Genomic DNA, 22709 nt, shown 5'->3' with positions numbered 1-22709 from the left:
AGCAGGTTGCAGCGAAGTGACATCAACCACGAGCCAGAACCTTGCTCAACGCCTCGAGGAAGCGGCTGTTTTCCGCTGGCAGGCCGATGGTGATACGCAGGTGATTCGGCATGCCGTAATTGGCCACCGGACGCACGATCACACCTTCGCGCAACAACCCCTGATACACCGGCGCAGCGACACGGCCCAGGTCGACGCAGATGAAGTTGCCTTTGGATGGAATCCAGCTCAGACCCAGCTCCCGGAACCCCACTTCCAACTGCTGCATGCCGGCCGCGTTGAGACGACGGCTTTCAGCCAGGTAGGCCTCATCCTGCAATGCGGCGCAGGCGGCAGCCAGGGCGAAGCTGTTGACGTTGAACGGCTGGCGCACGCGGTTCAGCACATCGGCCACCACCGCGGTGGACAAGCCGTAGCCGACCCGCAGCGAAGCCAGGCCATAAGCTTTGGAGAACGTGCGTGAAACCAGCAGGTTCGGATAAGCCGCGAGAAAATCCAGGCCATCGGGCAAATCGCTGCCTTCGGCGTATTCGATGTAGGCCTCGTCCAACACCACCAGCACATGCGCGGGCACGTCTTGCAGGAAGTCGTCCAGGGCCTGGGCGTCGAACCAGGTGCCAGTCGGGTTGTTCGGGTTGGCGATGAAGACCACGCGGGTGTTGGCGTCGATGGCAGCCAGCATGGCCGGCAGATCGTGCCCCCAGTTCTTGGCGGGAACCACATGGGCATCGGCGCCGACGGCCTGGGTCGCGATCGGGTAGACCGCAAACGCGTGCTCGCTGAACACGGCGTTGAGACCTGGTGCCAGGTACGCGCGCGCCACCAACTCAAGAATGTCATTGGAGCCATTGCCCAGCGTCACTTGGTTGAGCTCGACACCACAGCGCTCGGCCAGCAGGCTTTTCAATGCAAACCCATTGCCATCGGGGTAACGGGTCAGCTCGGCCAGTTCGTCGCGGATCGCCGCCAGTGCCTTGGGGCTCGCGCCCAACGGGTTTTCGTTGCTCGCCAACTTGACGATGCTGGCCGGATCCAGGTCCAGCTCGCGGGCCAGTTCGTCCACGGGCTTGCCCGGAACGTAAGGCGAGAGTTGTTGCACGCCTGGCTGAGCCAGAGCGAGGAAGTTGCCACTCATTTGCTATCCGCCCTTAAAGAACTGCCTTGGGGTAGGAACCCAGCACCTTGAGTGCCACTGCTTCCTGACTGATTTTCTCCAGCACACCTTTTACCAGCGGATCGCGGTGGTGGCCGACAAAATCGATGAAGAACACGTAGGTCCATTTACCGCTGCGCGACGGACGGGTCTCGATCCGCGTCAGGTCGATACCGTTGTCGTGGAACGGCACCAGCAGTTCATGGAGCGCGCCGGGCTTGTTGCTCATGGACACGATGATCGACGTCTTGTCGTCGCCGGTCGGCGGTACTTCCTGGCTGCCGATCATCAGGAACCGCGTGGAGTTGTCCGGGCGATCCTCGATTTTCTCGGCCAGGCGAGTCAGCCCGTAGAGGCCGGCCGCCATATCGCCAGCAATCGCCGCCGAGTTCCACTCCCCCTTGACCCGCTTGGCCGCTTCGGCGTTGCTCGATACCGCCACGCGCTCGACATTCGGGTAATGGGCGTCCAGCCACTTGCGGCACTGGGCCAACGATTGGGCGTGGGAATAGATCCGGCTGATGCTGTCGGTCTTGGTGTTCTCGCCGACCAGCAGGTGATGGTGGATGCGCAGCTCGACTTCGCCGCAGATCACCATGTCATGCTCAAGGAAGCTGTCCAGCGTGTGGTTGACCGCGCCTTCGGTGGAGTTTTCCACCGGCACCACGCCAAAATTCACCGCACCGGCGGCGACTTCACGGAAGACTTCGTCGATGGCAGCCATCGGTTTGCTGATCACGGCGTGACCGAAGTGCTTCATGGCCGCTGCCTGGGTGAAGGTGCCCTCCGGGCCCAGGTAGGCGATTTTCAGCGGCTGCTCGAGCGCCAGGCACGACGACATGATTTCGCGGAACAAGCGCGCCATCTCTTCGTTGCCCAGCGGCCCCTTGTTGCGCTCCATGACACGTTTGAGCACCTGAGCTTCACGCTCAGGACGATAGAACACCGGCACTTCGCCTTCGGCCAGGGAGGCCATCTTCACCCGGGCAACTTCCTGGGCGCAGCGCGCGCGCTCGCTGATCAGCTCCAGGACCTTTTCGTCCAGGGCATCGATGCGCAGGCGCAGCGCCTTGAGTTCTTGCTCAGACATCAGCCATGTTCCTTCTCGAACTCTGCCATGTAGGCGATCAACGCATTGACGGCGTTGATGTCGACGGCGTTGTAGATGGAGGCACGCATGCCACCGACCGAACGGTGGCCCTTGAGGTTCAGCAGGCCACGCTCGTCGGCACCGGCCAGGAACGGCTTGTCCAGACGGTCGTCGGCCAGGCGGAACGGAACGTTCATCCACGAACGATCGGTCTTGTTGATCGGGTTGCTGTAGAGACCGCTGGCGTCGATGAAGTCATACAGCGTGCGCTGCTTCACTTCGTTGAGCTTGCCAATGGCTTCGACACCGCCCTGCTCTTTCAGCCACTCGAAGACCAGGCCGGACAGGTACCAGGCCAGGGTCGGCGGGGTGTTGTACATCGAGCCGTTGTCAGCCGCGACCTTGTAGTTGAGCATGGTCGGGCACAGGGAACGGGCACGCCCCAGCAAGTCTTCACGGATGATGTTGACCAGGATGCCGCTTGGGCCGATGTTTTTCTGGGCGCCGGCGTAGATCATGCCGAAACGGGAGATATCCACAGGGCGCGAGAGGATGTCCGAGGACATGTCGGCCACCAATGGCACGTCGCCAGTTTCCGGGATCCAGTTGAATTCCAGGCCGCCGATGGTTTCGTTCGGCGCGTAGTGAACGTAGGCCGCGTCCTTGGACAGGTTCCATTCGTTCTGGCCGGGGATCGCGAAATAGTCGTAGGGCTTGGCGGTGGCAGCCACGTTGACGTGACCGTAGCGCGAAGCTTCTTCGATGGCTTTCTGCGACCAGATACCGGTATCGATGTAGTCGGCCTTGCCACTTTCCGGCAGCAGGTTCAACGGGATCTGGGCGAACTGCTGGCTCGCGCCGCCCTGCAGGAACAGCACCTTGTAATTGGACGGGATGCTCAGCAGATCACGCAGGTCCTGCTCGGCCTTGGTGGCAATGGATACGAACTCATCGCTGCGATGGCTCATTTCCATGACCGACAGGCCCTTGCCGTGCCAGTCGAGAAGTTCACCCTGGGCACGCTTCAGGACCGCCTCAGGAAGCGCCGCCGGGCCGGCACAGAAGTTATAGGCTCTCTTGCTCACATCCAATCTCGCTCTGATCTGGGGGTTCACGCAATTAATACGGTATCAGGTGGTGCGCATTGTGGACCTAGGGCGGGAGAGCAAAGGTGTGGGAGCAAGGCTTGCCCGCGATAGCAGACTGTCATCCAACATTGATGTTGACTGGTCTACCGTCATCGCGGGCAAGCCTTGCTCCCACAAGCCTTGCTCCCACACAAGCCTTGCTCTCACAAAGCTGCAATTTGATACGAAATTTCAAACGAGACAAACAACAAGGGGGCGAATCTTCATCCGCCCCCCGCGTGTCCGCTTAGTCCTGCGGTTCTTCTTCGTCTGCGGCAGCGTCGAGCGGTTGGTCGCCGGTCAGGTCGTCGACATCGGCACCCAGGGTGCCGTCGAATGCCGTGCCTTCACCTTCCTCTCCTTCCAGCTCCTCGCCTTCGACTTCCGATGGCTCCTGCACTCGCTCAAGCCCTACCAGCGTTTCGTCGCTGGCCAGCTTGATCAGCGTCACGCCCTGGGTGTTACGGCCCAGGCTCGACACTTCGGCGACTCGCGTACGCACCAGGGTGCCCTGGTCGGAGATCAACATGATCTCCTCGCCATCGAGCACCTGGACAGCGCCGACCAGACGACCGTTACGGTCGTTGCTGACCATGGCGATCACACCCTGGCCGCCACGTTTGTACTCAGGGAACTCGCTGATGGCCGTGCGCTTGCCATAACCACGCGCCGAAGCGGTGAGGATCTGACTGCCTTCTTCGGGGATCAGCATGGAAATCAGCTTCTGGCCTTCCGGCAGGCGCATGCCGCGCACACCACGGGCGGTACGACCCATGGCACGCACGTCGGATTCCTTGAAGCGAGTGACCTTGCCACCGTCGGAGAACAGCATGACCTCACGCTCGCCGTCGGTGATAGCGGCGGAAATCAGCACGTCGCCTTCGTCCAGCTCCAGGGCGATCAGGCCGACGCTGCGCTGGCGGCTGAAGGATTCCAGCGGGGTCTTCTTCACGGTGCCGTTGGCGGTAGCCATGAAGATGTAGTGACCTTCGGTGTATTCCTCCACCGGCAGCATGGTGGTGATGTATTCACCATCGTCCAACGGCAACAGGTTGACCAGCGGACGACCACGTGCGGCACGGGATGCTTCCGGGATCTCGTAGGTCTTGAGCCAGTACACCTTGCCTTTGCTGGAGAACAGCAGCAGCGTGGTGTGGCTGTTGGCGACCAGCAGGTGAGCGATGTAGTCCTCGTCCTTGACGCCGGTCGCCGACTTGCCTTTGCCGCCGCGACGCTGGGCCTGGTAGGCGGCCAGCGGCTGGGTCTTGGCGTAGCCGCCGTGGGAAATGGTCACCACGCGCTCTTCTTCCGGGATCATGTCACCCAGGGTCAGGTCCAGGCGCGCATCGAGAATCTCGGTGCGGCGCACGTCGCCGTATTCGGCGCGGATCACTTCCAATTCTTCGCGGATCACTTCCATCAGGCGCGTGGCGCTGTTGAGGATGCGGATCAGCTCGCCGATCTGGTTGAGAATCTCCTGGTACTCGGCCAGCAGCTTCTCGTGCTCCAGGCCGGTCAGGCGGTGCAGGCGCAGCTCCAGGATGGCTTGCGCCTGTTCCGGGGACAGGAAATACTTGCCTTCGCGCAGGCCGTACTGCGGGTCGAGGTTCTCCGGGCGGCACGAGTCGGCGCCAGCGCGCTCGACCATTGCCACCACCGCGGAGGACTCCCAAGGGGTGCTGATCAGCGCTTCCTTGGCTTCCGACGGCGTTGGCGAAGCCTTGATCAAGGCGATCACCGGGTCGATGTTCGACAGGGCAACGGCCTGGCCTTCAAGGATGTGACCACGCTCGCGAGCCTTGCGCAGTTCGAACACGGTACGGCGGGTGACCACTTCGCGACGGTGACGTACGAAGGCTTCCAGCAGGTCCTTGAGGTTCAGGATCCGCGGACGGCCGTCGATCAGCGCGACGATGTTGATGCCGAACACGCTTTGCAGTTGGGTCTGGGCGTAGAGGTTGTTGAGGATCACCTCAGGCACTTCGCCACGACGCAACTCGATCACGACGCGCATGCCGTCCTTGTCGGACTCGTCACGCAGCTCGGTGATGCCTTCGAGTTTCTTCTCTTTCACCAGCTCGGCGATCTTCTCGATCAGGCGAGCCTTGTTCAGCTGGTACGGCAGCTCGGTGATGACGATCTGCTGGCGGCCGCCAACCTTGTCGATGTCTTCGACGGTGGAGCGGGCACGCATGTAAATGCGGCCACGGCCGGTGCGGTAGGCTTCGATGATGCCGGCGCGACCGTTGATGATCGCGGCGGTCGGGAAGTCCGGACCCGGGATGTATTGCATCAGCTCATCGACGGTCAGCTCGGGATTGTCGATGAGGGCCAGGCAACCGTCGATGACTTCACCGAGGTTGTGCGGCGGGATGTTGGTCGCCATGCCCACGGCAATACCGCTGGAGCCGTTGACGAGCAGGTTCGGGATACGGGTCGGCATGACCGCCGGGATCATTTCGGTGCCGTCGTAGTTCGGCACCCAGTCCACGGTTTCCTTGTGCAGGTCGGCCAGCAGTTCGTGGGCCAGCTTGGTCATGCGCACTTCGGTGTATCGCATGGCCGCGGCGTTGTCGCCGTCCACGGAACCGAAGTTGCCCTGGCCGTCTACCAGCAGGTAGCGCAAGGAGAATGGCTGGGCCATACGAACGATGGTGTCGTACACGGCAGTGTCGCCGTGGGGGTGATACTTACCGATCACGTCGCCGACGACACGGGCAGATTTCTTGTACGGCTTGTTGAAGTCGTTGCCCAGCTCGCTCATCGCGAACAACACGCGCCGGTGCACGGGCTTCAAGCCATCGCGCGCATCCGGCAGCGCCCGCCCGACGATTACGCTCATCGCGTAGTCGAGGTAGGACTGTTTCAGCTCGTCTTCGATATTGACCGGGAGGATTTCTTTGGCCAGTTCGCCCATGAGAAGCCTGATTCCTTTTTCTGGTGAAACCTCGTCACATCCAGATGGGACGAACGAAGCTCGCCGCTGCAGAACAAATGCCGTGCAGCGACTTACGACAAATCAACGAGTTATGCCATGGATCTGCGCAGTAAAGGCCACCTCGCGAGGCAGCCTTGGAAACCGCCGGATGTTATCACAAGAGCCGCCACGCACCTATCCCCCAGATGCGCATGGTGCATAGTTAGTTGACCGGTGACAGGCTGGTATGGGATCAGAGGGGCTTAGAAGCGCTGCGGATGGAGATTCAGGGGGCAAATGCAAGGTATTTGTTGCCGTTAAGGGCCTATTCGCGAGCAAGCCCGCTCCCACAGGGGGCTTTTTTATATGCCTGAGACTTCGGACATAACACAAATCCAGTGTGGGAGCGGGCTTGCTCGCGAAGGCAATGGATCAGACACCCCAAATCTTCAATGCAACCGCTTGCGACACATCAACTGCGCCAGCTTGGCGGTGTCCGGGCGCTCGATGATGCCCTTCTCCGTGACGATGACGTCGATCAGGTCCGCCGGGGTGACATCGAATACCGGGTTGAAGGCGTCCACCTCCGCGCCGAGCCACTTGCCGCCGATTTCCAGCAGTTCGCGCCCGTCGCGCTCCTCGACCGGGATGTCATCACCACTGGCCAGGCTCATGTCGATGGTCGAGCTCGGCGCCACCACCATGAAGCGCACGCCATGGTGCATGGCACAGACCGCCAGTTGATAGGTGCCGATCTTGCTCCCCACGTCGCCATTGGCGGCGATGCAGTCGGCACCGACGACCACCCAGGTCACACCCTTGGTCTTCATGATGTGGGCAGCGGCGGAATCGGCGTTGAGGGTCACCGGGATGCCCTCGCGGGCCAGCTCCCACGCTGTCAGGCGCGAGCCTTGCAGCCATGGACGGGTTTCGTCGGCATAGACGCGCTCCACCATGCCTTCAATATACGCGCCACGGATGACGCCCAAGGCCGTGCCGAAGCCACCGGTCGCCAGGGCACCCGTGTTGCAATGGGTCAGGATGGCCTGGGCATTGCCCTGGTGCTTGCGGATCAGGTCGACGCCCAGTTGAGCCATGGTCAGGTTGGCTTCGCGGTCACTCTCGTGGATCGCGATGGCTTCGGCCTCAAGCACCGCCAGCGGCTCGGCGTGCTCTTTCAAGCGCCCCAACCGGTCGCGCATCCGATCCAGCGCCCAGAAGAGGTTTGCCGCCGTCGGCCGAGCCTCGGCCAGCAGGGTAAAATCCGCCTCCAGCGCCGTTTGCCAGTCACCGCCCTCGGCGATCCTGGTCCGCGCTGCCAGCACAACACCATAAGCCGCACTGATGCCGATGATCGGCGCGCCGCGCACTGCCATCGAACCAATGGCCTCGGCCACATCGGCGGCACGGGTGCAGGCGATCCAGCTTTCCTCGAACGGCAGGACACGCTGATCCAGCAGGTACAGGACGCCATCGCGCCAATCGATGGCCTTCACCTTCTCCGCAGCCAATAGTCGATCGCGCATCCTTCACCCCGTACTCATGAACAAAAGCCGCCGATTATAGCGATCCCTCCGCGAAGACGCTCGGGTATACTTCGCCATCCTTTATACCCCATGGAACCGCTCCACGATGCCCAAGCCTGCCGTTGCGCTCGACTTATTATTGCTGCCGACCTGGTTGGTGCCTGTCGAACCCGCCGGTGTAGTGCTCAAGGATCATGGCCTGGGCATTCGCGACGGTTGCATCGTGTTCATCGGCCCACGGGCAGAAGCCCTGAAGTGTAATGCCGCCCAAGTCCGTGAGCTGCCCGGCATGCTGCTCTGCCCCGGCCTGATCAACGCCCACGGCCACGCGGCCATGACCCTGTTCCGCGGCCTGGCCGACGACCTGCCCTTGATGACCTGGCTGGAACAGCACATCTGGCCGGCCGAGGCCAAATGGGTCGATGAAGATTTCGTGCGCGATGGCACCGACCTGGCAATCGCCGAGCAGATCAAGGGCGGCATCACCTGCTTCTCCGACATGTATTTCTACCCCAAGATTGCCAGCGAGTGTGTTCACGACAGCGGCATTCGTGCGCAAATCGCGATTCCGATCCTCGACTTCCCGATCCCCGGTGCCGCCAGCGCCGACGAAGCCATTCGTCAGGGCATCGAGTTGTTTGGCGATCTCAAGCACCACCCGCGGATCAAAGTCGCATTCGGCCCGCACGCGCCCTACACCGTGGGCGACGAGAACCTGGAAAAAATCCGCGTGATCGCCGAGGAACTGGACGCGGCCATTCATATGCACGTTCACGAAACCGCCTTCGAAGTGCAGCAGGCTGTGGATAACACCGCTGAGCGACCAATGGCTCGCCTGGGACGCCTTGGCCTGCTGGGGCCACGCTTTCAGGCCGTGCACATGACTCAAATCAGCGACGAAGACCAGGCCTTGCTGGTAGAAAGCAATTGCAGCGTGATCCACTGCCCGGAATCGAACCTGAAACTGGCCAGTGGTTTCTGCCCGGTGGAGCGCCTGTGGCAGGCCGGTGTCAATGTCGCCCTCGGCACCGACGGTGCGGCGAGCAACAACGATCTGGATCTGCTCGGCGAAACCCGCACCGCTGCCCTGCTGGCCAAGGCCGTCGCCGGTTCGGCCACGGCCCTGGATGCCCATCGGGCGCTGCGCATGGCCACGCTCAATGGCGCCCGGGCGCTGGGCATCGAAGCGACAGTCGGTTCGCTGGAAGTCGGCAAGGCCGCCGACCTGGTGGCCTTCGATCTGTCGGGCCTGGCCCAGCAGCCGATCTATGACCCAGTATCGCAACTGATTTATGCCACCGGGCGCGATTGTGTAAAACACCTGTGGGTGGGCGGCAAGCCGCTATTGGAAGATGGCCGACTGACCCGCATGGACGAATCAACACTGATCGCCACGGCCCAGGCCTGGGGTCGCCGCATCAGCGGCCACAACGAATGACCACGCCCCTTGAGCCGCGGCTCGGGGCACCTGATTTTTCAAGCTTTTCGAGGATCTGCACATGAGCAACGTCGACCACGCCGAAATCGCCAAATTCGAAGCCCTGGCCCATCGCTGGTGGGACCGTGAAAGCGAATTCAAACCGCTGCACGACATCAACCCGCTGCGGGTCAACTGGATTGACGAACGGGTCAACCTGGCCGGCAAGAAGGTGCTCGACGTCGGTTGCGGCGGCGGCATCCTCAGCGAAGCCATGGCCCAGCGCGGCGCGACGGTGATGGGCATCGACATGGGCGAAGCGCCGCTGGCGGTTGCACAACTGCATCAACTGGAGTCCGGTGTCAGCGTGGAATACCGGCAGATCACCGCCGAAGGCCTGGCCGAAGAAATGCCTGGCCAATTCGACGTGGTCACCTGCCTGGAAATGCTCGAGCACGTGCCGGACCCATCGTCGGTCATCCGCGCCTGCTTCCGCATGGTCAAACCCGGTGGCCAGGTGTTTTTCTCCACCATCAACCGCAACCCGAAGGCCTACCTGTTCGCCATCGTCGGCGCCGAATACATCATGAAGCTGTTGCCGCGCGGCACTCACGATTTCAAGAAATTCATCCGCCCCTCCGAACTGGGCGCCTGGAGCCGTGCGGCCGGACTGACCGTCAAGGACATCATTGGCCTGACCTACAACCCGCTGACCAAGCACTACAAGCTGGCCGCCGACGTTGACGTCAACTACATGATCCAAACCCTGCGCGAGGAGTAAGTCGATGCGTCTCAAAGCGGTTCTCTTCGACATGGACGGCACGCTGCTCGACACCGCGCCGGATTTCATCGCCATCTGCCAGGCCATGCGCGCCGACCGTGGCTTGCCACCGATGAACACGCAGCACATTCGCGACGAGATTTCCGGCGGTGCCCGGGCGATGGTCGCGGTGACCTTTTCCATGGACCCGGAATCACCAGGATTCGAGGAACTGCGCCAGGAGTTCCTGGATCGCTACCTCAAGGGGTGCGCGGTCCACAGCCACTTGTTCGACGGCATGGCCGAGGTGCTGGCCGATATCGAAGCGGCCAACCTGATCTGGGGCGTGGTCACCAACAAGCCGGTGCGTTTCGCCGAACCGATCATGCAGCAACTGGGCCTGGCCGAACGCTCGAAAGTGCTGATCTGCCCTGACCACGTGAAAAACAGCAAACCGGACCCGGAACCGCTGACCCTGGCGTGCAAGCTGCTCGACCTGGACCCGGCCAGCGTGCTGTTCGTGGGTGATGACCTGCGGGACATTGAGTCCGGTCGCAGCGCCGGCACCAAGACCTGCGCGGTGACCTATGGCTACATCCACCCGGATGACAACCCCCGGCACTGGGGCGCGGATGTGGTGATCGATCACCCCTCGGCGCTGCGCGAGGTGCTGGATAACGCGTTGTGCGGTTGCTGAGCTGATTCTGCCGATGTCGCTTTGGTGATGTCGCTTTTGTGGCGAGGGAGCTTGCTCCCGTCCGGCGGCGAAGCCATCGCCTGGGGACCGCTTCGCGGTCCAGCGGGAGCAAGCTCCCTCGCCACAAGAGCCCACCTAGCTCACTAAGCTCACTAAGCTCACTAAGCTCACTGGCCATGATTGCTCTGCACCCACAGTACCGTGCCGCTTTAATTTGTTGAGGTTTTTTTATGTTTGATTATTCCGCCCGCCCCGACCTGCTCAATGGCCGGGTGATCCTGGTCACCGGCGCCGGTCGCGGGATCGGTGCCGCTGCGGCGAAAGCCTACGCCGCCCACGGTGCCACCGTGCTGCTGCTGGGAAAGACCGAAGCCAACCTGACACAGGTCTACGATGAAATCGAAGCGGCCGGCCATCCGCAGCCGGCGGTGATTCCGTTCAACCTCGAAACCGCGCTGCCTCATCAGTACGATGAACTGGCGGCGATGATCGAAACCGAGTTCGGTCATCTGGACGGCCTGCTGCACAACGCTTCGATCATCGGCCCGCGCACGCCGCTGGAGCAGTTGTCCGGTGAGAATTTCATGCGGGTGATGCACGTCAACGTCAACGCGATGTTCATGCTCACCAGCACCTTGCTGCCCCTGCTCAAGCTGTCCAAGGATGCGTCCGTGGTGTTCACCTCCAGCAGCGTCGGGCGCAAGGGTCGGGCGTACTGGGGCGCCTACGGCGTGTCCAAGTTCGCCACCGAGGGGCTGATGCAGACCTTGGCCGACGAAGTCGACACCGTTGCCGCCGTGCGCGCCAACAGCATCAACCCCGGTGCCACCCGCACCAGCATGCGCGCCCAGGCGTACCCGGGGGAAAACCCGCTCAACAATCCGACGCCCGAGGAGATCATGCCGGTCTACCTGTACCTCATGGGCCCGGACAGCACTGGCGTCAATGGCCAGGCGTTCAACGCGCAATAATGAGCCCTACCGGTGTCGCGACGATTTACCGTCGCGACACCGGCCCAGGTCGATGCCCAGCGAGGCGAACCGCCAACTCCACGTCGCCGGGCTTGCCGCACCTTGCTGCCAATTCATTGATTTTCAATCGGTTTTTATAGAAGTGAACCGAATGGCATGACTTTCGCTCTAAACTTCCTCAAACATGCCATGTTCGGCAAGTAATGGACGTTGAGACGAGACTTATGCCTGCCAGGGAAAGCAGACTAAACTCAAATCAGTGTCCTACGGGACTGAAGGACCAGTACGACGTGCAGCCCAAAGCCGCCACACCCAACCTGCCAGGACAGATTTAGCTTAGGGGCTAACGCCATATGAAAACGCCCACCCAGATCAACGCGATTGACTTCGACAGCGCCAAATTGCAGCGTCTGGGTCTTGGCCAGCCATCGCCGCTCGCGGCACGCTCCGTCAGCCTTTCGCAATTGCGCCAGCAACTGAGCCAGCAATTGCAGACCAGCCTGGAGCCACAGCGCATCCTTGGCCTGTTTTTCCGGGAAATCCAGCGGTTGGTACCCCTGGATGCGTTGGCCTATCAGCACAAGGCCAGTGACCTGCGCCTGGAGTTCGGACAACGCGGGCATCACACCCTCAGCTATAACCTCAGCCATGAAGGCGAACACCTGGGTGAACTGGTATTCCGTCGCAACCAACGCTTCACCGAGCCGGAGCAGAGCGACCTTGAATCCATCATGTCGACACTGCTGTACCCACTGCGCAACGCGCTGCTCTACCGCGCCGCCACCCAAAGCGCCCTGCGCGATCCGCTGACCGGTACCGGCAACCGCATCGCCATGGACCAGACGCTGATGCGTGAAATCGACATGGCCAAGCGTCATTCGCAACCCTTGTCGGTGCTGATGCTCGACATCGATCATTTCAAGCGCATCAACGATAGCCATGGTCACGGCGTTGGCGACGAAGTGCTCAAGGCTGTGGCCGAGTCGATCAAGAGCCAACTGCGCAACGTGGACATGGTGTTCAGGTTCGGCGGTGAAGAGTTTCTGATCCTGCTGGCCAATACCAGCCGGGATGCTGCAGCCATGGTCGGTGAACGACTGCGTTATGCCGCCCAGACCCAGGACTATTTCGCCACAGGCAAAAGGATCGAGCTGACGGTCAGCCTGGGGTGCGCCACCCTGCTACCGGGGGAATCATCGGAAAGCCTGCTGCGCAGGGCCGATAGCGCGCTGTACGTGGCCAAGCGCGAAGGCCGTAACCGACTGGCAATGGCAGGCTGAAAAACAACTGTGGGAGCGGGCTTGCTCGCGAAAGCGGTCTGGCAGTCAACCTCCCCGTCGACTGTCAGACCGCTTCGCGAGCAGGCTCGCTCCCACATGGGTTGTGGCTATCTGTTGGGGTAAAAATCAGCTCTCCGCCAGTGCCAGGCGCTCGCGGGTGAATGAAGACTTACTCACCGTCTCCGACTGCTCCAGTTGCATGCAACGCTCCAGGAACAGGTACATGTAGTCATAGCTCTTGCACACGGCCTGGCGCAGCTCCGTTTGCAGGGTCTTGCTTGGGTTCATTCCCGCCAGCGTACAGATGATTTCCAGGGCTTCCCAAGGATGGGCATCGTCATACTGGGCATGCATCTTCAGCCATTTCATCGCCCGCTTGCGGTCTTCCTCGGCGAAAGCGGCCGCGTAGACACCGCTGGAACACACCAGCGCCGACCACTCCCCCGTGGCCCCCTCAATGGCATAGTTGGTCGCGGCAATGGCCACGATCAGCGAATCCGAGGAACTGGTGTGCCAGCACCAGTGGCTCAAGGCATGCAGCTCAGGCGGCACATGCTGGGCTTGCAGGTCTTCCAGGGTCACGCCATGGGCGGCGCTCCAATTGACCCAGTAGTCGGCATGATTGAGTTCGACACGAATGTTGCGCATCAGCCAGCGACGCGCCATGTCCTCGCCGGGGTGGCGGGCAAAGCGGGTCTTGGTGAGGTTCTGTGCCATGTATAAAGCGAACTGTTCGACGACCGGCCAACCACCAATGAGGTAGTGGCGCATGGTCCTGGCGCTGAGCTTGTTGTCGCGCATGCGCTGATACAGTTCGTGTTCGACAACCCGGCGCTTGCTCTCGCTGCAATCGGTAATGAGCTGCTGTGCCCATTTCGGATAGCTCGTGGCGTCCATGAGCGGGCCTGTTCGGTTGAATGTGTCGATCACTGTCGGGCTCCTTTTGATTGTGATTTTCCAGATCAACAAGAGGTTCAGCGGAACGTGCCGGGGGCCTTGAATAACAACGGCTGGGGCCGGGCCGGCCGACATTGCAACGTGTCGCAGGTAAACAATTGCGGGCGTTCGATCACATACCCCTGAGCGTAGTCCACCCCAATCTCCAGCAATGCCTGCTCGATCTGGGCGGTTTCAACAAACTCGGCAATCGTGCGCTTACCCATGACGTGGCCGATGTGATTGATCACTTCGACCATTGCACGGTTAATCGGGTCGTCCAGCATATCCTTTACGAAACTCCCGTCGATCTTCAGGAAGTCTACAGGTAAATGTTTCAGGTAAGCGAATGAAGACATTCCGGCGCAAAAGTCATCCAGCGAGAAGTAGCATCCCAAGCTCTTGAGTTCATTGATAAAGCGAATCGCACTGCCCAAATTCGAAATAGCGCTGGTTTCTGTAATTTCAAAACAAATCATTTCTGGCGGAATCGAATAAGCCGCGAACTGTTTACGCAAAAAGTCGAGGAATGCTTGATCTCCGATCGTTGTGCCTGACAGATTGATCGCACACATCGCCATGGGCCCCTGTCGTGAATCATTCAGGCACTGGCGGATGATCTTGAAGACATTCTCCACCACCCAACGGTCCAGGGAGGTCATCAGGCCATAGCGCTCCGCCGCGGGAATGAAGCTGTCCGGCAGGATCATCCGCCCGGCTTCGTCATGCAGGCGCAACAGGATTTCAATGTGTCCACCGCCATGATCGCCCGGGCCCAGCGCGGCGATTTCCTGGGCGTAGAGGCAGAAGCGGTTTTCCTCCAGGGCCATGTGCAGGCGCTGGACCCAGGCCATCTCGCCAAAGCGCAGGGACAGCTCCGAGTCGTCGGCATGATAGACCTGGACTCGGTTGCGCCCCTTTTCCTTGGCCATGTAGCAAGCCATGTCGGCAGCCCGCAGGGACGCCTCCAGGGTCGTCGGCGTCTGGGCGATATGCACCAGGCCGATACTCACGGTGGTCACGAACGGCCGGCCCTTCCAGACAAAGTGCAGGTTCTGCACGGTCTGGCGCAGCCCTTCGGCGATTTTTTCCGCCGCTTCCGGCGAACAGTTCTCCAGCAGGATCCCGAACTCATCCCCGCCCAGCCGGGCCAGGGTGTCGTTTTCCCGCAGCCCTGATTGCAACAAGGCGCAGATATGCCGCAGCAATTCGTCGCCTGCTGCATGGCCGCAGGTATCGTTGACCAGCTTGAACTGGTCCAGGTCGAGAAACATCAAGGCATGGCGCCCGATCTGGCGAGTGAGGTTGTGCAAGGCCTGCTCGAGGCGATACTCGAACTCCCGACGGTTGGCCAGGCCAGTCAGGGCGTCATGGGTAGCCTGCCACGAAAGGTTGGCGATGTACTGGCGTTCCTGGGTCATGTCATGCAACACCAGCACCGCGCCGCTGACCTTGCCCGCATGGCGGATCGGCGCGCCCACCAGAGTGACCGACACGGTGCTGCCATCCAGGCGCTGGATCAGTTTCGAATGTTCGCTGGCGCCGCTGAGCCGGCCGCTGAGGATGTGCTCGATCAGGGTCAGCCCCTCGGTCTGGGCGTTGTCATCGAGCAAATTGAACAGCGCGGCCAGGGGCAAGCCCGAGGCGTGTTCGGCTTTCCAATGGGTCATCGCCTCGGCAGCGGGGTTCATGTAGGCGATGGCCCCCTCGACGTCGGTGGTGATGACCCCATCGCCGATGGATTGCAGGGTGATCTGCGCCCGTTCCTTCTCCATTTGCAGCGCGTTGGCGAACACCTGCCGCTGGGCCAGCAGTTTATGGGTACGCAACAACGCCAGGACGATCAACCCCAGGGCGGTGGCGAAATTGGTCACCAGCAAAAGCCGCAGAATGAACCGCGAGCCCTCGCCCAGCGCGTCGCTGAATGCCTTGGCGGCCGGGGTGACGGAATCGTTGATCGCAAAGATCTGGGCCTTCCAGCCGCGGATATCCACCTCCGTCGCCTGGCCTGCGGTAATGCTGCTGTGCATCTGCCGGGCGACGTTATCCAGCTCGATCAGGTAGCCGTCGCCCACCGTCCAGAGATCGATGGCTTCTTCCAGGTAACTGAAGTGACGGAAATTGAGGTACAACCAGATCACGCTGGACACGTCGTCAGGATGGTTGCCGCCTTTGAGAATCCCGACCCGTGCCGCTTCCAGATCCGGCGGTTCGCGGTCCAGCGCCACCCGTAGCTCATGGCCGCCTTCAGGTACGGCGATGGCTTGCTGGTACTTGCGGAAAATCGCCTCGTCGCGGCTGTCGGCGTAGAGGTTGAGGTAATAGATGGCGTCTTTCTGGCCCTTGGACCAGAGACTCTCCCCCGCCACGTAGCCGCGAACGGCGGACAGCACGTAAAGGCTGACGCCGCCAAGCAATGCCTGAAAGAGCACGACGGCGATAAAGGGCCAGACGATGCCCAGCAGCCGTGGTGTTGCGAGAGTCTGCTTTTGCTTCATGAGGTCCCTTGCACAGGTATTGCTGGACGAACACCCGCCAGAATTCCGCTCCTGACTCAATAGCCTAGGCTAGTTTTCAACCCTTCGAATGAATGGATGAACAGATCGACAGGCTTTGCGTGGAATTCGGAAAAATCGGCGTGTTTGCCTGCTTTTTTTCCGACACTAAGCGCAGAAAAACCCGGGAAACTCAAGGCTGCTGTATCTGTTGCAAATGGCCGTAGAGTCGAGCGTAGAGGCCTCCTTCGGCAATCAACTGCAAATGGTCACCGTCCTCAGCGATTTGCCCTGCGTCGAACACCAATACCCGATCGGCCTGCTTCACCGCCGAGAGCCGGTGGGCGATGATCAGCGTGGTGCGTGCACTCAAAAAGCGCGCCAGTGCCTGGTGAAGGTTGTACTCGGTGGCAGCGTCCAGTGCCGAGGTGGCTTCGTCGAGAATCACCACCCGTGGGTCGGCCAGTACCATGCGGGCGATGGCCAGCCGTTGACGCTGCCCGCCCGACAGCCGCACCCCGGAACGTCCAACGACGCTCTCCAGGCCCTGGGGCAGCGCCCGTACGGTAGCATCGAGCTGGGCGATTTCCAGTGCTCGCCAGCAGTCGTCGTCACTGCACTCACGGCCCATGGCGAGGTTGGCCCGCACCGTATCGTTGAACAGCGCCGGATGTTGCAACACCACTGCAACATTCTCCCGGATGGTCTCCAGGCCGATCTCCTGCTGCGTGGCGCCGCCGAAACGAATGCTGCCCGATTGTGGCGTGTACAGCCCCAGTAACAACTGCACCAGGGTGCTCTTGCCGCCGCCGCTGGCGCCGACGATGGCGACTTTCTCGCCCGGCGAGATGGACAGGTTCAACTGGTTGAGCACCAGCTCCTCGCCGTAACCGAAACTCAACCCCTGGATATCGATGCCCACGGTGTCACGGCCCTTGAACGGATCGACGCCGCCCGTGTACTGCGGCTCGTCGGCCCGGGCCAGCAGTTCATTGATTCGACTCAAGGCGCCGCCGGCAGCGTAATAGGCGTACTGCAAGTTCAACAGTTGCTCGACCGGCCCGATCATGAACCAGAGGTAGCTGAACACCGCCAGCATCTGGCCGATGGACAGGTCGGAGAACACCACGGTGAGCATGGCCGCTGCGCGAAAAATATCGATGCCGAACTGAAACAGCAAACCACTGGCGCGGTTCGAGGCGTCGGTTTTCCACTGCGAACTCACGGCGTAATCACGGACCTCCTTGGCACGCATCCCCAAACGACCAAGGAAATAACCCTGGCGGTTACCGGCGCGCACTTCCTGGATCGCATCCAGGGTTTCGGTCAAGGCCTGGGTGAAGCGTGAGGTGCTGTCGTTCTCCAGTTTCTTGAGGTGCTTGACCCGCTTGCCCAACTGCACCGTGGCATAGATCACCAGCGGGTTGAACAGCAGGATCAGCAGCGCCAGCTCCCAGTGCATCCACACCAGGATCCCGGCGGTGCCCACCAGGGTCAACATCGCCACCAGGAAACGGCTGAGGGTTTCGCCAATGAATTTGTCGAGGGTGTCCAGGTCAGTGACCAGGTGGGCCGCCACGGTGCCACTGCCCAGGCTTTCGTACTCACCCAGGGATATGCGCTTGAGCCGTTCGATCAAGCGGATGCGAATGCGATAGACGATGTCCTTGGCCAACCGGGCGAACAAGCGCGCCTGCAGCACGTTGAACAGCAATGCGCCACAGCGCAGGGCCAGGGTCACCAGCAACATCAGCCCAATGTAGCCAGCAGCGCGCTGCCACTGCGTGGGCAATGCCTGGTTCATGACTTTCAGGGCTGCATCGCCATGCCCCAGCAGCACTTCATCCACCAGCAGCGGTAACAGCAACGGGATCGGCACGCTGCACAGTGTCGCCAGCACGGCCACACCGTTGGCGATCCACAGGGCTTTTTTATGCTTGAGGGCCAGGCGACGGATTTGTGCCCAGCTCAACCGGTCGATGCGCTGCGAGGGCGATGTATCTGGCGGCCGGTCAGGCACAGGCCGCGCGCTCCAGCCAGCGGCCAAGCAAAGGCGACAGTTGGCTCAGGGGCTGGTAACCGTTGGTCAGCAAGGCCAACTGGCCGTCACGCTCGGCCAACAGCGTGGGAAACCCGGCGATGCCCAAGTCCTGCACCCAGGTGAAATCCGCAGCCGTGGCCGCATGTTGGTCGGCACGGTCGAAGGCCGCGGCGAACTCGATGCGTGGCAGCCCGGCCTGTTCGGCCAGCTCAACCAGGACGCTGGCGTGGGTGACGTCACGGCCTTGCACATAAAAAGCCTGCTGGATCAGCTTCACCAGCTTCCAGGCCAGGTCTGGAGCCAGGCTGCGGGCCGTCACCAATGCCCGGCAGGCAGGTTCGGTGTCGTAGACGAAACCGTCCGGCAACGCGCCTTCAAGCTTGAAGGGCTGGCCGGTGGCCTGGGTGACCGCCTGCCAGTGTTCAAGAATGTAGCGCCGGGTGGTCGGTTCCAGCGCCGAACCGCTGCCGGTACGCAAACCGCCCACCACCAGGTGCAATTCCACCCCTGCGGCATGCGCCTGCTCTACCAACGCCTCGGCCACCGGCGCAAAGCCCCAGCACCAGGAGCACATCGGGTCCATCACATAGAGCAGGCGTGACGCCATGGTTCAAGCCTCGGAAGATGTTTGCTTGTAGTTGTAGCCGATCGGGTGCGGCATGTTGCGCGCCTTGGCCAACTCGATCTGCTTCTGCCGGTCGATGGCGCTGCGACGGGTCTTCTCGCTCAGTTTATCCCAGCAATGCGGGCAGCTGATGCCAGGCACATAGTGCTCCGAAGCGCGGTCTTCTACGCTCACCGGGGTACGACAAGCGTGACATTGATCGTAGTCCCCTTCGCTGAGGTCGTGGCGAACGGTTACGCGGTTGTCGAACACGAAGCAGTCGCCGCGCCACTTGGTTTCTTCCTGAGGGACCTCTTCGAGGTATTTCAGGATGCCGCCCTTGAGATGATAGACCTCGTCGAAACCCTGGCCGAGCATGTAGCTGGAAGCTTTTTCACAACGAATGCCGCCGGTGCAGAACATCGCGACTTTCTTGTGCCTGGCCGGGTCGAAGTTGGCCTTGATGTACTCAGGGAATTCACGAAAGCTGGTGGTCTTGGGGTCGATGGCGCCTTCGAAGGTGCCAATGGACACTTCGTAATCGTTGCGGGTGTCGATCAACAGCACTTCAGGATCGCTGATCAGCGCGTTCCAATCCTGCGGCTCGACATAAGTGCCGACCTGCTTGTTCGGGTCCACGCCTTCGACGCCGAGGGTGACGATTTCTTTCTTGAGCTTGACCTTGGTGCGGTAGAACGGCTGCTCATCGCAGTACGACTCTTTATGGTCGATGTCGATCATGCGCGGATCGTTCTTGAGCCAGGCCAGCAGGCCGTCGATGCCTTCGCGAGTGCCGGAGACCGTGCCGTTGATACCTTCTTCGGCGATCAGCAACGTGCCTTTGATGCTGTTGTCGAGCATGGCCTTGAGCAAGGGCTCACGCAGTTCGACGTAATCTTCAAGGGTGACGAACTTATACAGTGCCGCCACGACAATGGGTTGTGCCATGGGTGTTTCTCCAGGTGGCTACCCTCGTAAAGGGTGAACCGGATGCGAAAAAAAACGCGCCCGGGAAGGCGCGTTGCGGATTCTAACAAAAAACAGGAGGGGTGCAGACAGCGATTGCTGTGGGCAACAGCGCCGTGAGGATCACTCTGTGGGAGCAAGACCCTGTGGGAGCAAAGCTTGCTCGCGATGCAGACACCTCGGTTTTTGAGAGACCGCATCAACTTCATCGCGAGCAAGCTTTGCTCCCACAAGTGCTCACTCCCACAGGGCTTTGCTCCCACAGACTCAAGGCTTTGCCATCCACCGCAGTCCAATCAGTGCTTGCTGCCACCGGCACACGTCGGCGAAGCCGGGGCCGCGTCGATCTGCGCCCATTCTTCGGGGGTGTAGGTGTGCAGCGCCAACGCATGGAACTCACCCATCAACTCGCCCAGCGTGCCGTAGACCTTCTGGTGACGCTTGACGCGATTGAGCCCTTCGAACTGCTGGCTGACCAACACGGCCTTGAAGTGGGTCTGCAGGCCACGGCTGTGCATGTGGCTTTCATCCAGCACTTGCAAGTGCTCGGGCTGCAGGAGCCCGAGTGTCGATTCGATGCGTTGTTGCATGCTCATACCAGGCTCCGCTTACGGCTTTTTCTTGGCTGGGGCGGCTTTTGGCTCGAGCTCGGCCGTCATGTCCGCGAGCAGTTTGTTGACCACCGGGACCGCGCTTTCAAGCTTGGCCTGGGTCAGTTGGGCCGATTGCTGGGTCAACTGCGGCATTTTCTCGAGGACTTTCTTGCCCAATGGCGATTGGTAGAAAGCGACCAGGTCCTTGAGCTCCGATTCGCTGAAGTTGCTGGTGTAGAGCTTGACCATGTCCGGCTTGAGCTTGTTCCAGCCGATGGCTTGGTCCAGCGCGGCATTGGCCTTGGCCTGGTAGGTTTCCAGGGTGGCTTTTTTCGACTCAGGGGCCTTGGTCTGTTCAAAGCGCTGGGCAAACATCTGCTGCACTTGCATGTACACCGGAGTACCCAGTTTGTCAGCGTGCGCCAGGGTCAGGAACGCTTCGGCGCTGGCGTTGTGGCTGGCGGTATCGGCGAAAACAGGGCCGCTGGCACACACCAGAGCAACTGCGGTACAGATGGCACGAAGACGGGTCATCGAGTTTCCTTTCATTACAGGCGAGGTAAAACCCCAAGGGCGACCATTCTGCGCCTAAAAAACGCCGGGCCTCAACCCCGGAGCTTGCCGGGTCCGATTGACGGGCCGAACCCACCGCTCCTGGATTGAGGGATGATTGAGGGAACCGGAGCCGCCCATCTGGGCCTAAACTGCGCATTCAGCCCTTAAGGAGTTTGACCCGATGAGCCGTATCGAAACCGACAGCCTGGGCCAGGTTGAAGTCCCGGACGACGCCTACTGGGGCGCCCAGACGCAGCGTTCCATGATCAACTTTGCCATTGGCAACGAACGCATGCCGCTGTCGGTGTTGCACGCCTTGGCACTGATCAAGAAAGCCGCCGCGCGGGTCAATGATCGCAATGGCGACCTCCCCGTCGACATTGCCCGCCTGATCGAACAGGCCGCCGACGAAGTGCTGGCCGGCCAACATGACGACCAGTTCCCGCTGGTGGTCTGGCAGACCGGCAGCGGAACCCAGAGCAACATGAACGTCAACGAGGTGATTGCCGGGCGCGCCAACGAACTGGCCGGCAACCCGCGCGGCGGCAAGAGCCCGGTGCACCCCAACGACCACGTCAACCGCTCGCAGAGTTCCAACGACTGCTTCCCCACCGCGATGCACATTGCCGCCGCCCAGGCCGTCCACCAGCAATTGCTCCCGGCCATCAGCGAGCTGTCCGGCGGCCTGGCGGAACTGGCGGCGCGCCACATGAAACTGGTCAAGACCGGCCGCACCCACATGATGGATGCCACGCCGATCACCTTTGGCCAGGAATTGTCGGCGTTCATCGCTCAACTCGATTACGCCGAACGGGCGATCCGCGCCGCGCTGCCCGCAGTCTGCGAACTGGCCCAGGGTGGCACGGCGGTCGGCACCGGGCTCAATTCACCTCATGGTTTCGGCGAAGCGATTGCCGCTGAACTGGCAGCGCTGTCGGGCCTGCCGTTCGTCACCGCACCGAACAAGTTTGCCGCGCTGGCCGGCCATGAACCCCTGACCTCGTTGTCCGGCGCGCTGAAAACCCTCGCCGTGACCTTGATGAAGATCGCCAACGACCTGCGCCTGCTGGGCTCCGGACCACGGGCCGGGTTCGCCGAGGTGAAACTGCCGGCCAACGAGCCGGGCAGCTCCATCATGCCCGGCAAGGTCAACCCGACCCAGTGCGAAGCCTTGTCGATGCTGGCCTGCCAGGTCATGGGCAACGACGTGACCATCGGTTTTGCCGCCAGCCAGGGGCATTTGCAGTTGAACGTGTTCAAACCAGTGATCATCCACAACCTGCTGCAATCGATTCGCCTGCTGGCCGACGGCTGCAGCAACTTCCAGCAGCACTGCATCGCCGGGCTCGAACCGGATGCCGAGCAGATGGCCGCGCACCTGGAACGTGGGTTGATGCTGGTGACCGCGCTGAACCCGCACATCGGCTACGACAAGTCTGCAGAAATCGCCAAGAAAGCCTACGGCGAAGGGCTAACCCTGCGTGAGGCGGCGCTGCAACTGGGGTACCTGACCGATGAAGAGTTCGATGCCTGGGTGCGGCCGGAGAATATGCTGGAGGCCGGTAGCCAGGGCTGAGTCTT

At 61.3% G+C, this 22709-nt stretch carries 18 protein-coding genes; 6 read left to right on the top strand and 12 right to left on the bottom strand.

The genetic code is table 11. The annotated features are described in order from the left end of the window. Window positions 1–22 precede the first annotated feature (22 nt). From hisC to mtnA, 5 genes are all read right to left on the bottom strand, one after another. Window positions 23–1135, bottom strand: a complete 1113-nt coding sequence (gene hisC, locus HU749_RS09355; RefSeq protein ID WP_018602951.1) for a histidinol-phosphate transaminase — start codon at window positions 1133–1135, stop codon at window positions 23–25. Between the two features lie 13 nt (window positions 1136–1148). Beyond that, on the bottom strand, window positions 1149–2243 hold the full coding sequence (pheA, locus tag HU749_RS09350; protein ID WP_014337224.1) for a prephenate dehydratase: 1095 nt from the start codon (window positions 2241–2243) through the stop codon (window positions 1149–1151). Beyond that, window positions 2243–3328 (bottom strand): 3-phosphoserine/phosphohydroxythreonine transaminase, encoded by a 1086-nt coding sequence (gene serC / locus HU749_RS09345; protein ID WP_046063021.1) that lies wholly within the window; start codon window positions 3326–3328, stop codon window positions 2243–2245. Before serC ends, pheA begins: the two co-directional genes overlap by 1 nt. A gap of 289 nt (window positions 3329–3617) precedes the next feature. Next, window positions 3618–6287 carry a DNA gyrase subunit A gene (gene gyrA, locus HU749_RS09340; RefSeq protein WP_079305314.1) on the bottom strand — a complete coding sequence of 890 codons (2670 nt, stop codon included), beginning with the start codon at window positions 6285–6287 and terminating at the stop codon, window positions 3618–3620. Between the two features lie 449 nt (window positions 6288–6736). Continuing rightward, window positions 6737–7813, bottom strand: coding sequence for an S-methyl-5-thioribose-1-phosphate isomerase (mtnA, locus tag HU749_RS09335; protein WP_186649723.1), 1077 nt, complete (start codon window positions 7811–7813; stop codon window positions 6737–6739). Between the two features lie 106 nt (window positions 7814–7919). Here mtnA and HU749_RS09330 point away from each other — a divergent pair, with 106 nt between their 5' ends. From HU749_RS09330 to HU749_RS09310, 5 genes are all read left to right on the top strand, one after another. Then, window positions 7920–9251: a TRZ/ATZ family hydrolase gene (locus HU749_RS09330; RefSeq protein ID WP_186649721.1), complete on the top strand. Its 1332-nt coding sequence runs from the start codon at window positions 7920–7922 to the stop codon at window positions 9249–9251. Window positions 9252–9312: 61 nt separating this feature from the next. Next, a complete protein-coding gene (ubiG, locus tag HU749_RS09325; RefSeq protein ID WP_014337219.1) occupies window positions 9313–10011 on the top strand; it encodes a bifunctional 2-polyprenyl-6-hydroxyphenol methylase/3-demethylubiquinol 3-O-methyltransferase UbiG in 699 nt (232 codons plus the stop codon). 4 nt (window positions 10012–10015) lie between these two features. Further along, complete coding sequence (mupP, locus tag HU749_RS09320; RefSeq protein WP_003199221.1) at window positions 10016–10687, top strand: N-acetylmuramic acid 6-phosphate phosphatase MupP; 672 nt, start codon at window positions 10016–10018, stop codon at window positions 10685–10687. A gap of 230 nt (window positions 10688–10917) precedes the next feature. Beyond that, window positions 10918–11658, top strand: a complete 741-nt coding sequence (locus HU749_RS09315) for a YciK family oxidoreductase (RefSeq protein WP_014337217.1) — start codon at window positions 10918–10920, stop codon at window positions 11656–11658. A gap of 353 nt (window positions 11659–12011) precedes the next feature. Next, window positions 12012–12938 carry a GGDEF domain-containing protein gene (locus HU749_RS09310; protein ID WP_079305310.1) on the top strand — a complete coding sequence of 309 codons (927 nt, stop codon included), beginning with the start codon at window positions 12012–12014 and terminating at the stop codon, window positions 12936–12938. 126 nt (window positions 12939–13064) lie between these two features. Here the strand turns inward: HU749_RS09310 and HU749_RS09305 are convergent, their stop codons facing one another. The 7 genes from HU749_RS09305 to HU749_RS09275 all read right to left on the bottom strand — a co-directional run bounded on the left by HU749_RS09305 (window position 13065) and on the right by HU749_RS09275 (window position 21107). After that, window positions 13065–13835, bottom strand: coding sequence for an iron-containing redox enzyme family protein (locus HU749_RS09305; RefSeq protein ID WP_189664586.1), 771 nt, complete (start codon window positions 13833–13835; stop codon window positions 13065–13067). 77 nt (window positions 13836–13912) lie between these two features. Beyond that, on the bottom strand, window positions 13913–16372 hold the full coding sequence (locus tag HU749_RS09300; protein ID WP_095962652.1) for an EAL domain-containing protein: 2460 nt from the start codon (window positions 16370–16372) through the stop codon (window positions 13913–13915). Between the two features lie 190 nt (window positions 16373–16562). Next, window positions 16563–18389, bottom strand: coding sequence for an ABC transporter ATP-binding protein (locus HU749_RS09295; protein WP_186649718.1), 1827 nt, complete (start codon window positions 18387–18389; stop codon window positions 16563–16565). After that, a complete protein-coding gene (locus tag HU749_RS09290; RefSeq protein WP_172898761.1) occupies window positions 18382–18984 on the bottom strand; it encodes a DsbA family protein in 603 nt (200 codons plus the stop codon). Before HU749_RS09290 ends, HU749_RS09295 begins: the two co-directional genes overlap by 8 nt. A 36-nt stretch (window positions 18985–19020) precedes the next feature. Beyond that, window positions 19021–19962 carry an oxygen-dependent tRNA uridine(34) hydroxylase TrhO gene (trhO, locus tag HU749_RS09285; protein WP_014337211.1) on the bottom strand — a complete coding sequence of 314 codons (942 nt, stop codon included), beginning with the start codon at window positions 19960–19962 and terminating at the stop codon, window positions 19021–19023. Window positions 19963–20276: 314 nt separating this feature from the next. Continuing rightward, window positions 20277–20576 carry a BolA family protein gene (locus HU749_RS09280; RefSeq protein WP_186649716.1) on the bottom strand — a complete coding sequence of 100 codons (300 nt, stop codon included), beginning with the start codon at window positions 20574–20576 and terminating at the stop codon, window positions 20277–20279. A gap of 12 nt (window positions 20577–20588) precedes the next feature. Next, window positions 20589–21107 carry a DUF2059 domain-containing protein gene (locus HU749_RS09275; RefSeq protein ID WP_018602923.1) on the bottom strand — a complete coding sequence of 173 codons (519 nt, stop codon included), beginning with the start codon at window positions 21105–21107 and terminating at the stop codon, window positions 20589–20591. A gap of 202 nt (window positions 21108–21309) precedes the next feature. On the opposite strand from HU749_RS09275, the gene HU749_RS09270 reads away from it, so the two are divergent. Beyond that, window positions 21310–22704 (top strand): class II fumarate hydratase, encoded by a 1395-nt coding sequence (locus HU749_RS09270; RefSeq protein ID WP_014337208.1) that lies wholly within the window; start codon window positions 21310–21312, stop codon window positions 22702–22704. Window positions 22705–22709: the final 5 nt, after the last annotated feature.

Origin of the sequence: Pseudomonas ogarae (assembly GCF_014268695.2) — a bacterium.
Taxonomy (GTDB): Bacteria; Pseudomonadota; Gammaproteobacteria; order Pseudomonadales; family Pseudomonadaceae; genus Aquipseudomonas; species Aquipseudomonas kilonensis.
Note: the sequence above shows the minus strand (reverse complement) of the source record. Positions and strands in the feature narration are given on the sequence as shown.

What these genes read in the sequence shown, in the direction of transcription:
- hisC (WP_018602951.1), bottom strand. Translation starts at nt 1,135, where the DNA reads ATGAGTGGCAACTTCCTCGCTCTGGCTCAGCCAGGCGTGCAACAACTC.
- pheA (WP_014337224.1), bottom strand. Translation starts at nt 2,243, where the DNA reads ATGTCTGAGCAAGAACTCAAGGCGCTGCGCCTGCGCATCGATGCCCTG.
- gyrA (WP_079305314.1), bottom strand. Translation starts at nt 6,287, where the DNA reads ATGGGCGAACTGGCCAAAGAAATCCTCCCGGTCAATATCGAAGACGAG.
- mtnA (WP_186649723.1), bottom strand. Translation starts at nt 7,813, where the DNA reads ATGCGCGATCGACTATTGGCTGCGGAGAAGGTGAAGGCCATCGATTGG.
- HU749_RS09330 (WP_186649721.1), top strand. Translation starts at nt 7,920, where the DNA reads ATGCCCAAGCCTGCCGTTGCGCTCGACTTATTATTGCTGCCGACCTGG.
- ubiG (WP_014337219.1), top strand. Translation starts at nt 9,313, where the DNA reads ATGAGCAACGTCGACCACGCCGAAATCGCCAAATTCGAAGCCCTGGCC.
- mupP (WP_003199221.1), top strand. Translation starts at nt 10,016, where the DNA reads ATGCGTCTCAAAGCGGTTCTCTTCGACATGGACGGCACGCTGCTCGAC.
- HU749_RS09315 (WP_014337217.1), top strand. Translation starts at nt 10,918, where the DNA reads ATGTTTGATTATTCCGCCCGCCCCGACCTGCTCAATGGCCGGGTGATC.
- HU749_RS09310 (WP_079305310.1), top strand. Translation starts at nt 12,012, where the DNA reads ATGAAAACGCCCACCCAGATCAACGCGATTGACTTCGACAGCGCCAAA.
- HU749_RS09305 (WP_189664586.1), bottom strand. Translation starts at nt 13,835, where the DNA reads ATGGACGCCACGAGCTATCCGAAATGGGCACAGCAGCTCATTACCGAT.
- HU749_RS09300 (WP_095962652.1), bottom strand. Translation starts at nt 16,372, where the DNA reads ATGAAGCAAAAGCAGACTCTCGCAACACCACGGCTGCTGGGCATCGTC.
- HU749_RS09290 (WP_172898761.1), bottom strand. Translation starts at nt 18,984, where the DNA reads ATGTGCTCCTGGTGCTGGGGCTTTGCGCCGGTGGCCGAGGCGTTGGTA.
- trhO (WP_014337211.1), bottom strand. Translation starts at nt 19,962, where the DNA reads ATGGCACAACCCATTGTCGTGGCGGCACTGTATAAGTTCGTCACCCTT.
- HU749_RS09280 (WP_186649716.1), bottom strand. Translation starts at nt 20,576, where the DNA reads ATGAGCATGCAACAACGCATCGAATCGACACTCGGGCTCCTGCAGCCC.
- HU749_RS09275 (WP_018602923.1), bottom strand. Translation starts at nt 21,107, where the DNA reads ATGACCCGTCTTCGTGCCATCTGTACCGCAGTTGCTCTGGTGTGTGCC.
- HU749_RS09270 (WP_014337208.1), top strand. Translation starts at nt 21,310, where the DNA reads ATGAGCCGTATCGAAACCGACAGCCTGGGCCAGGTTGAAGTCCCGGAC.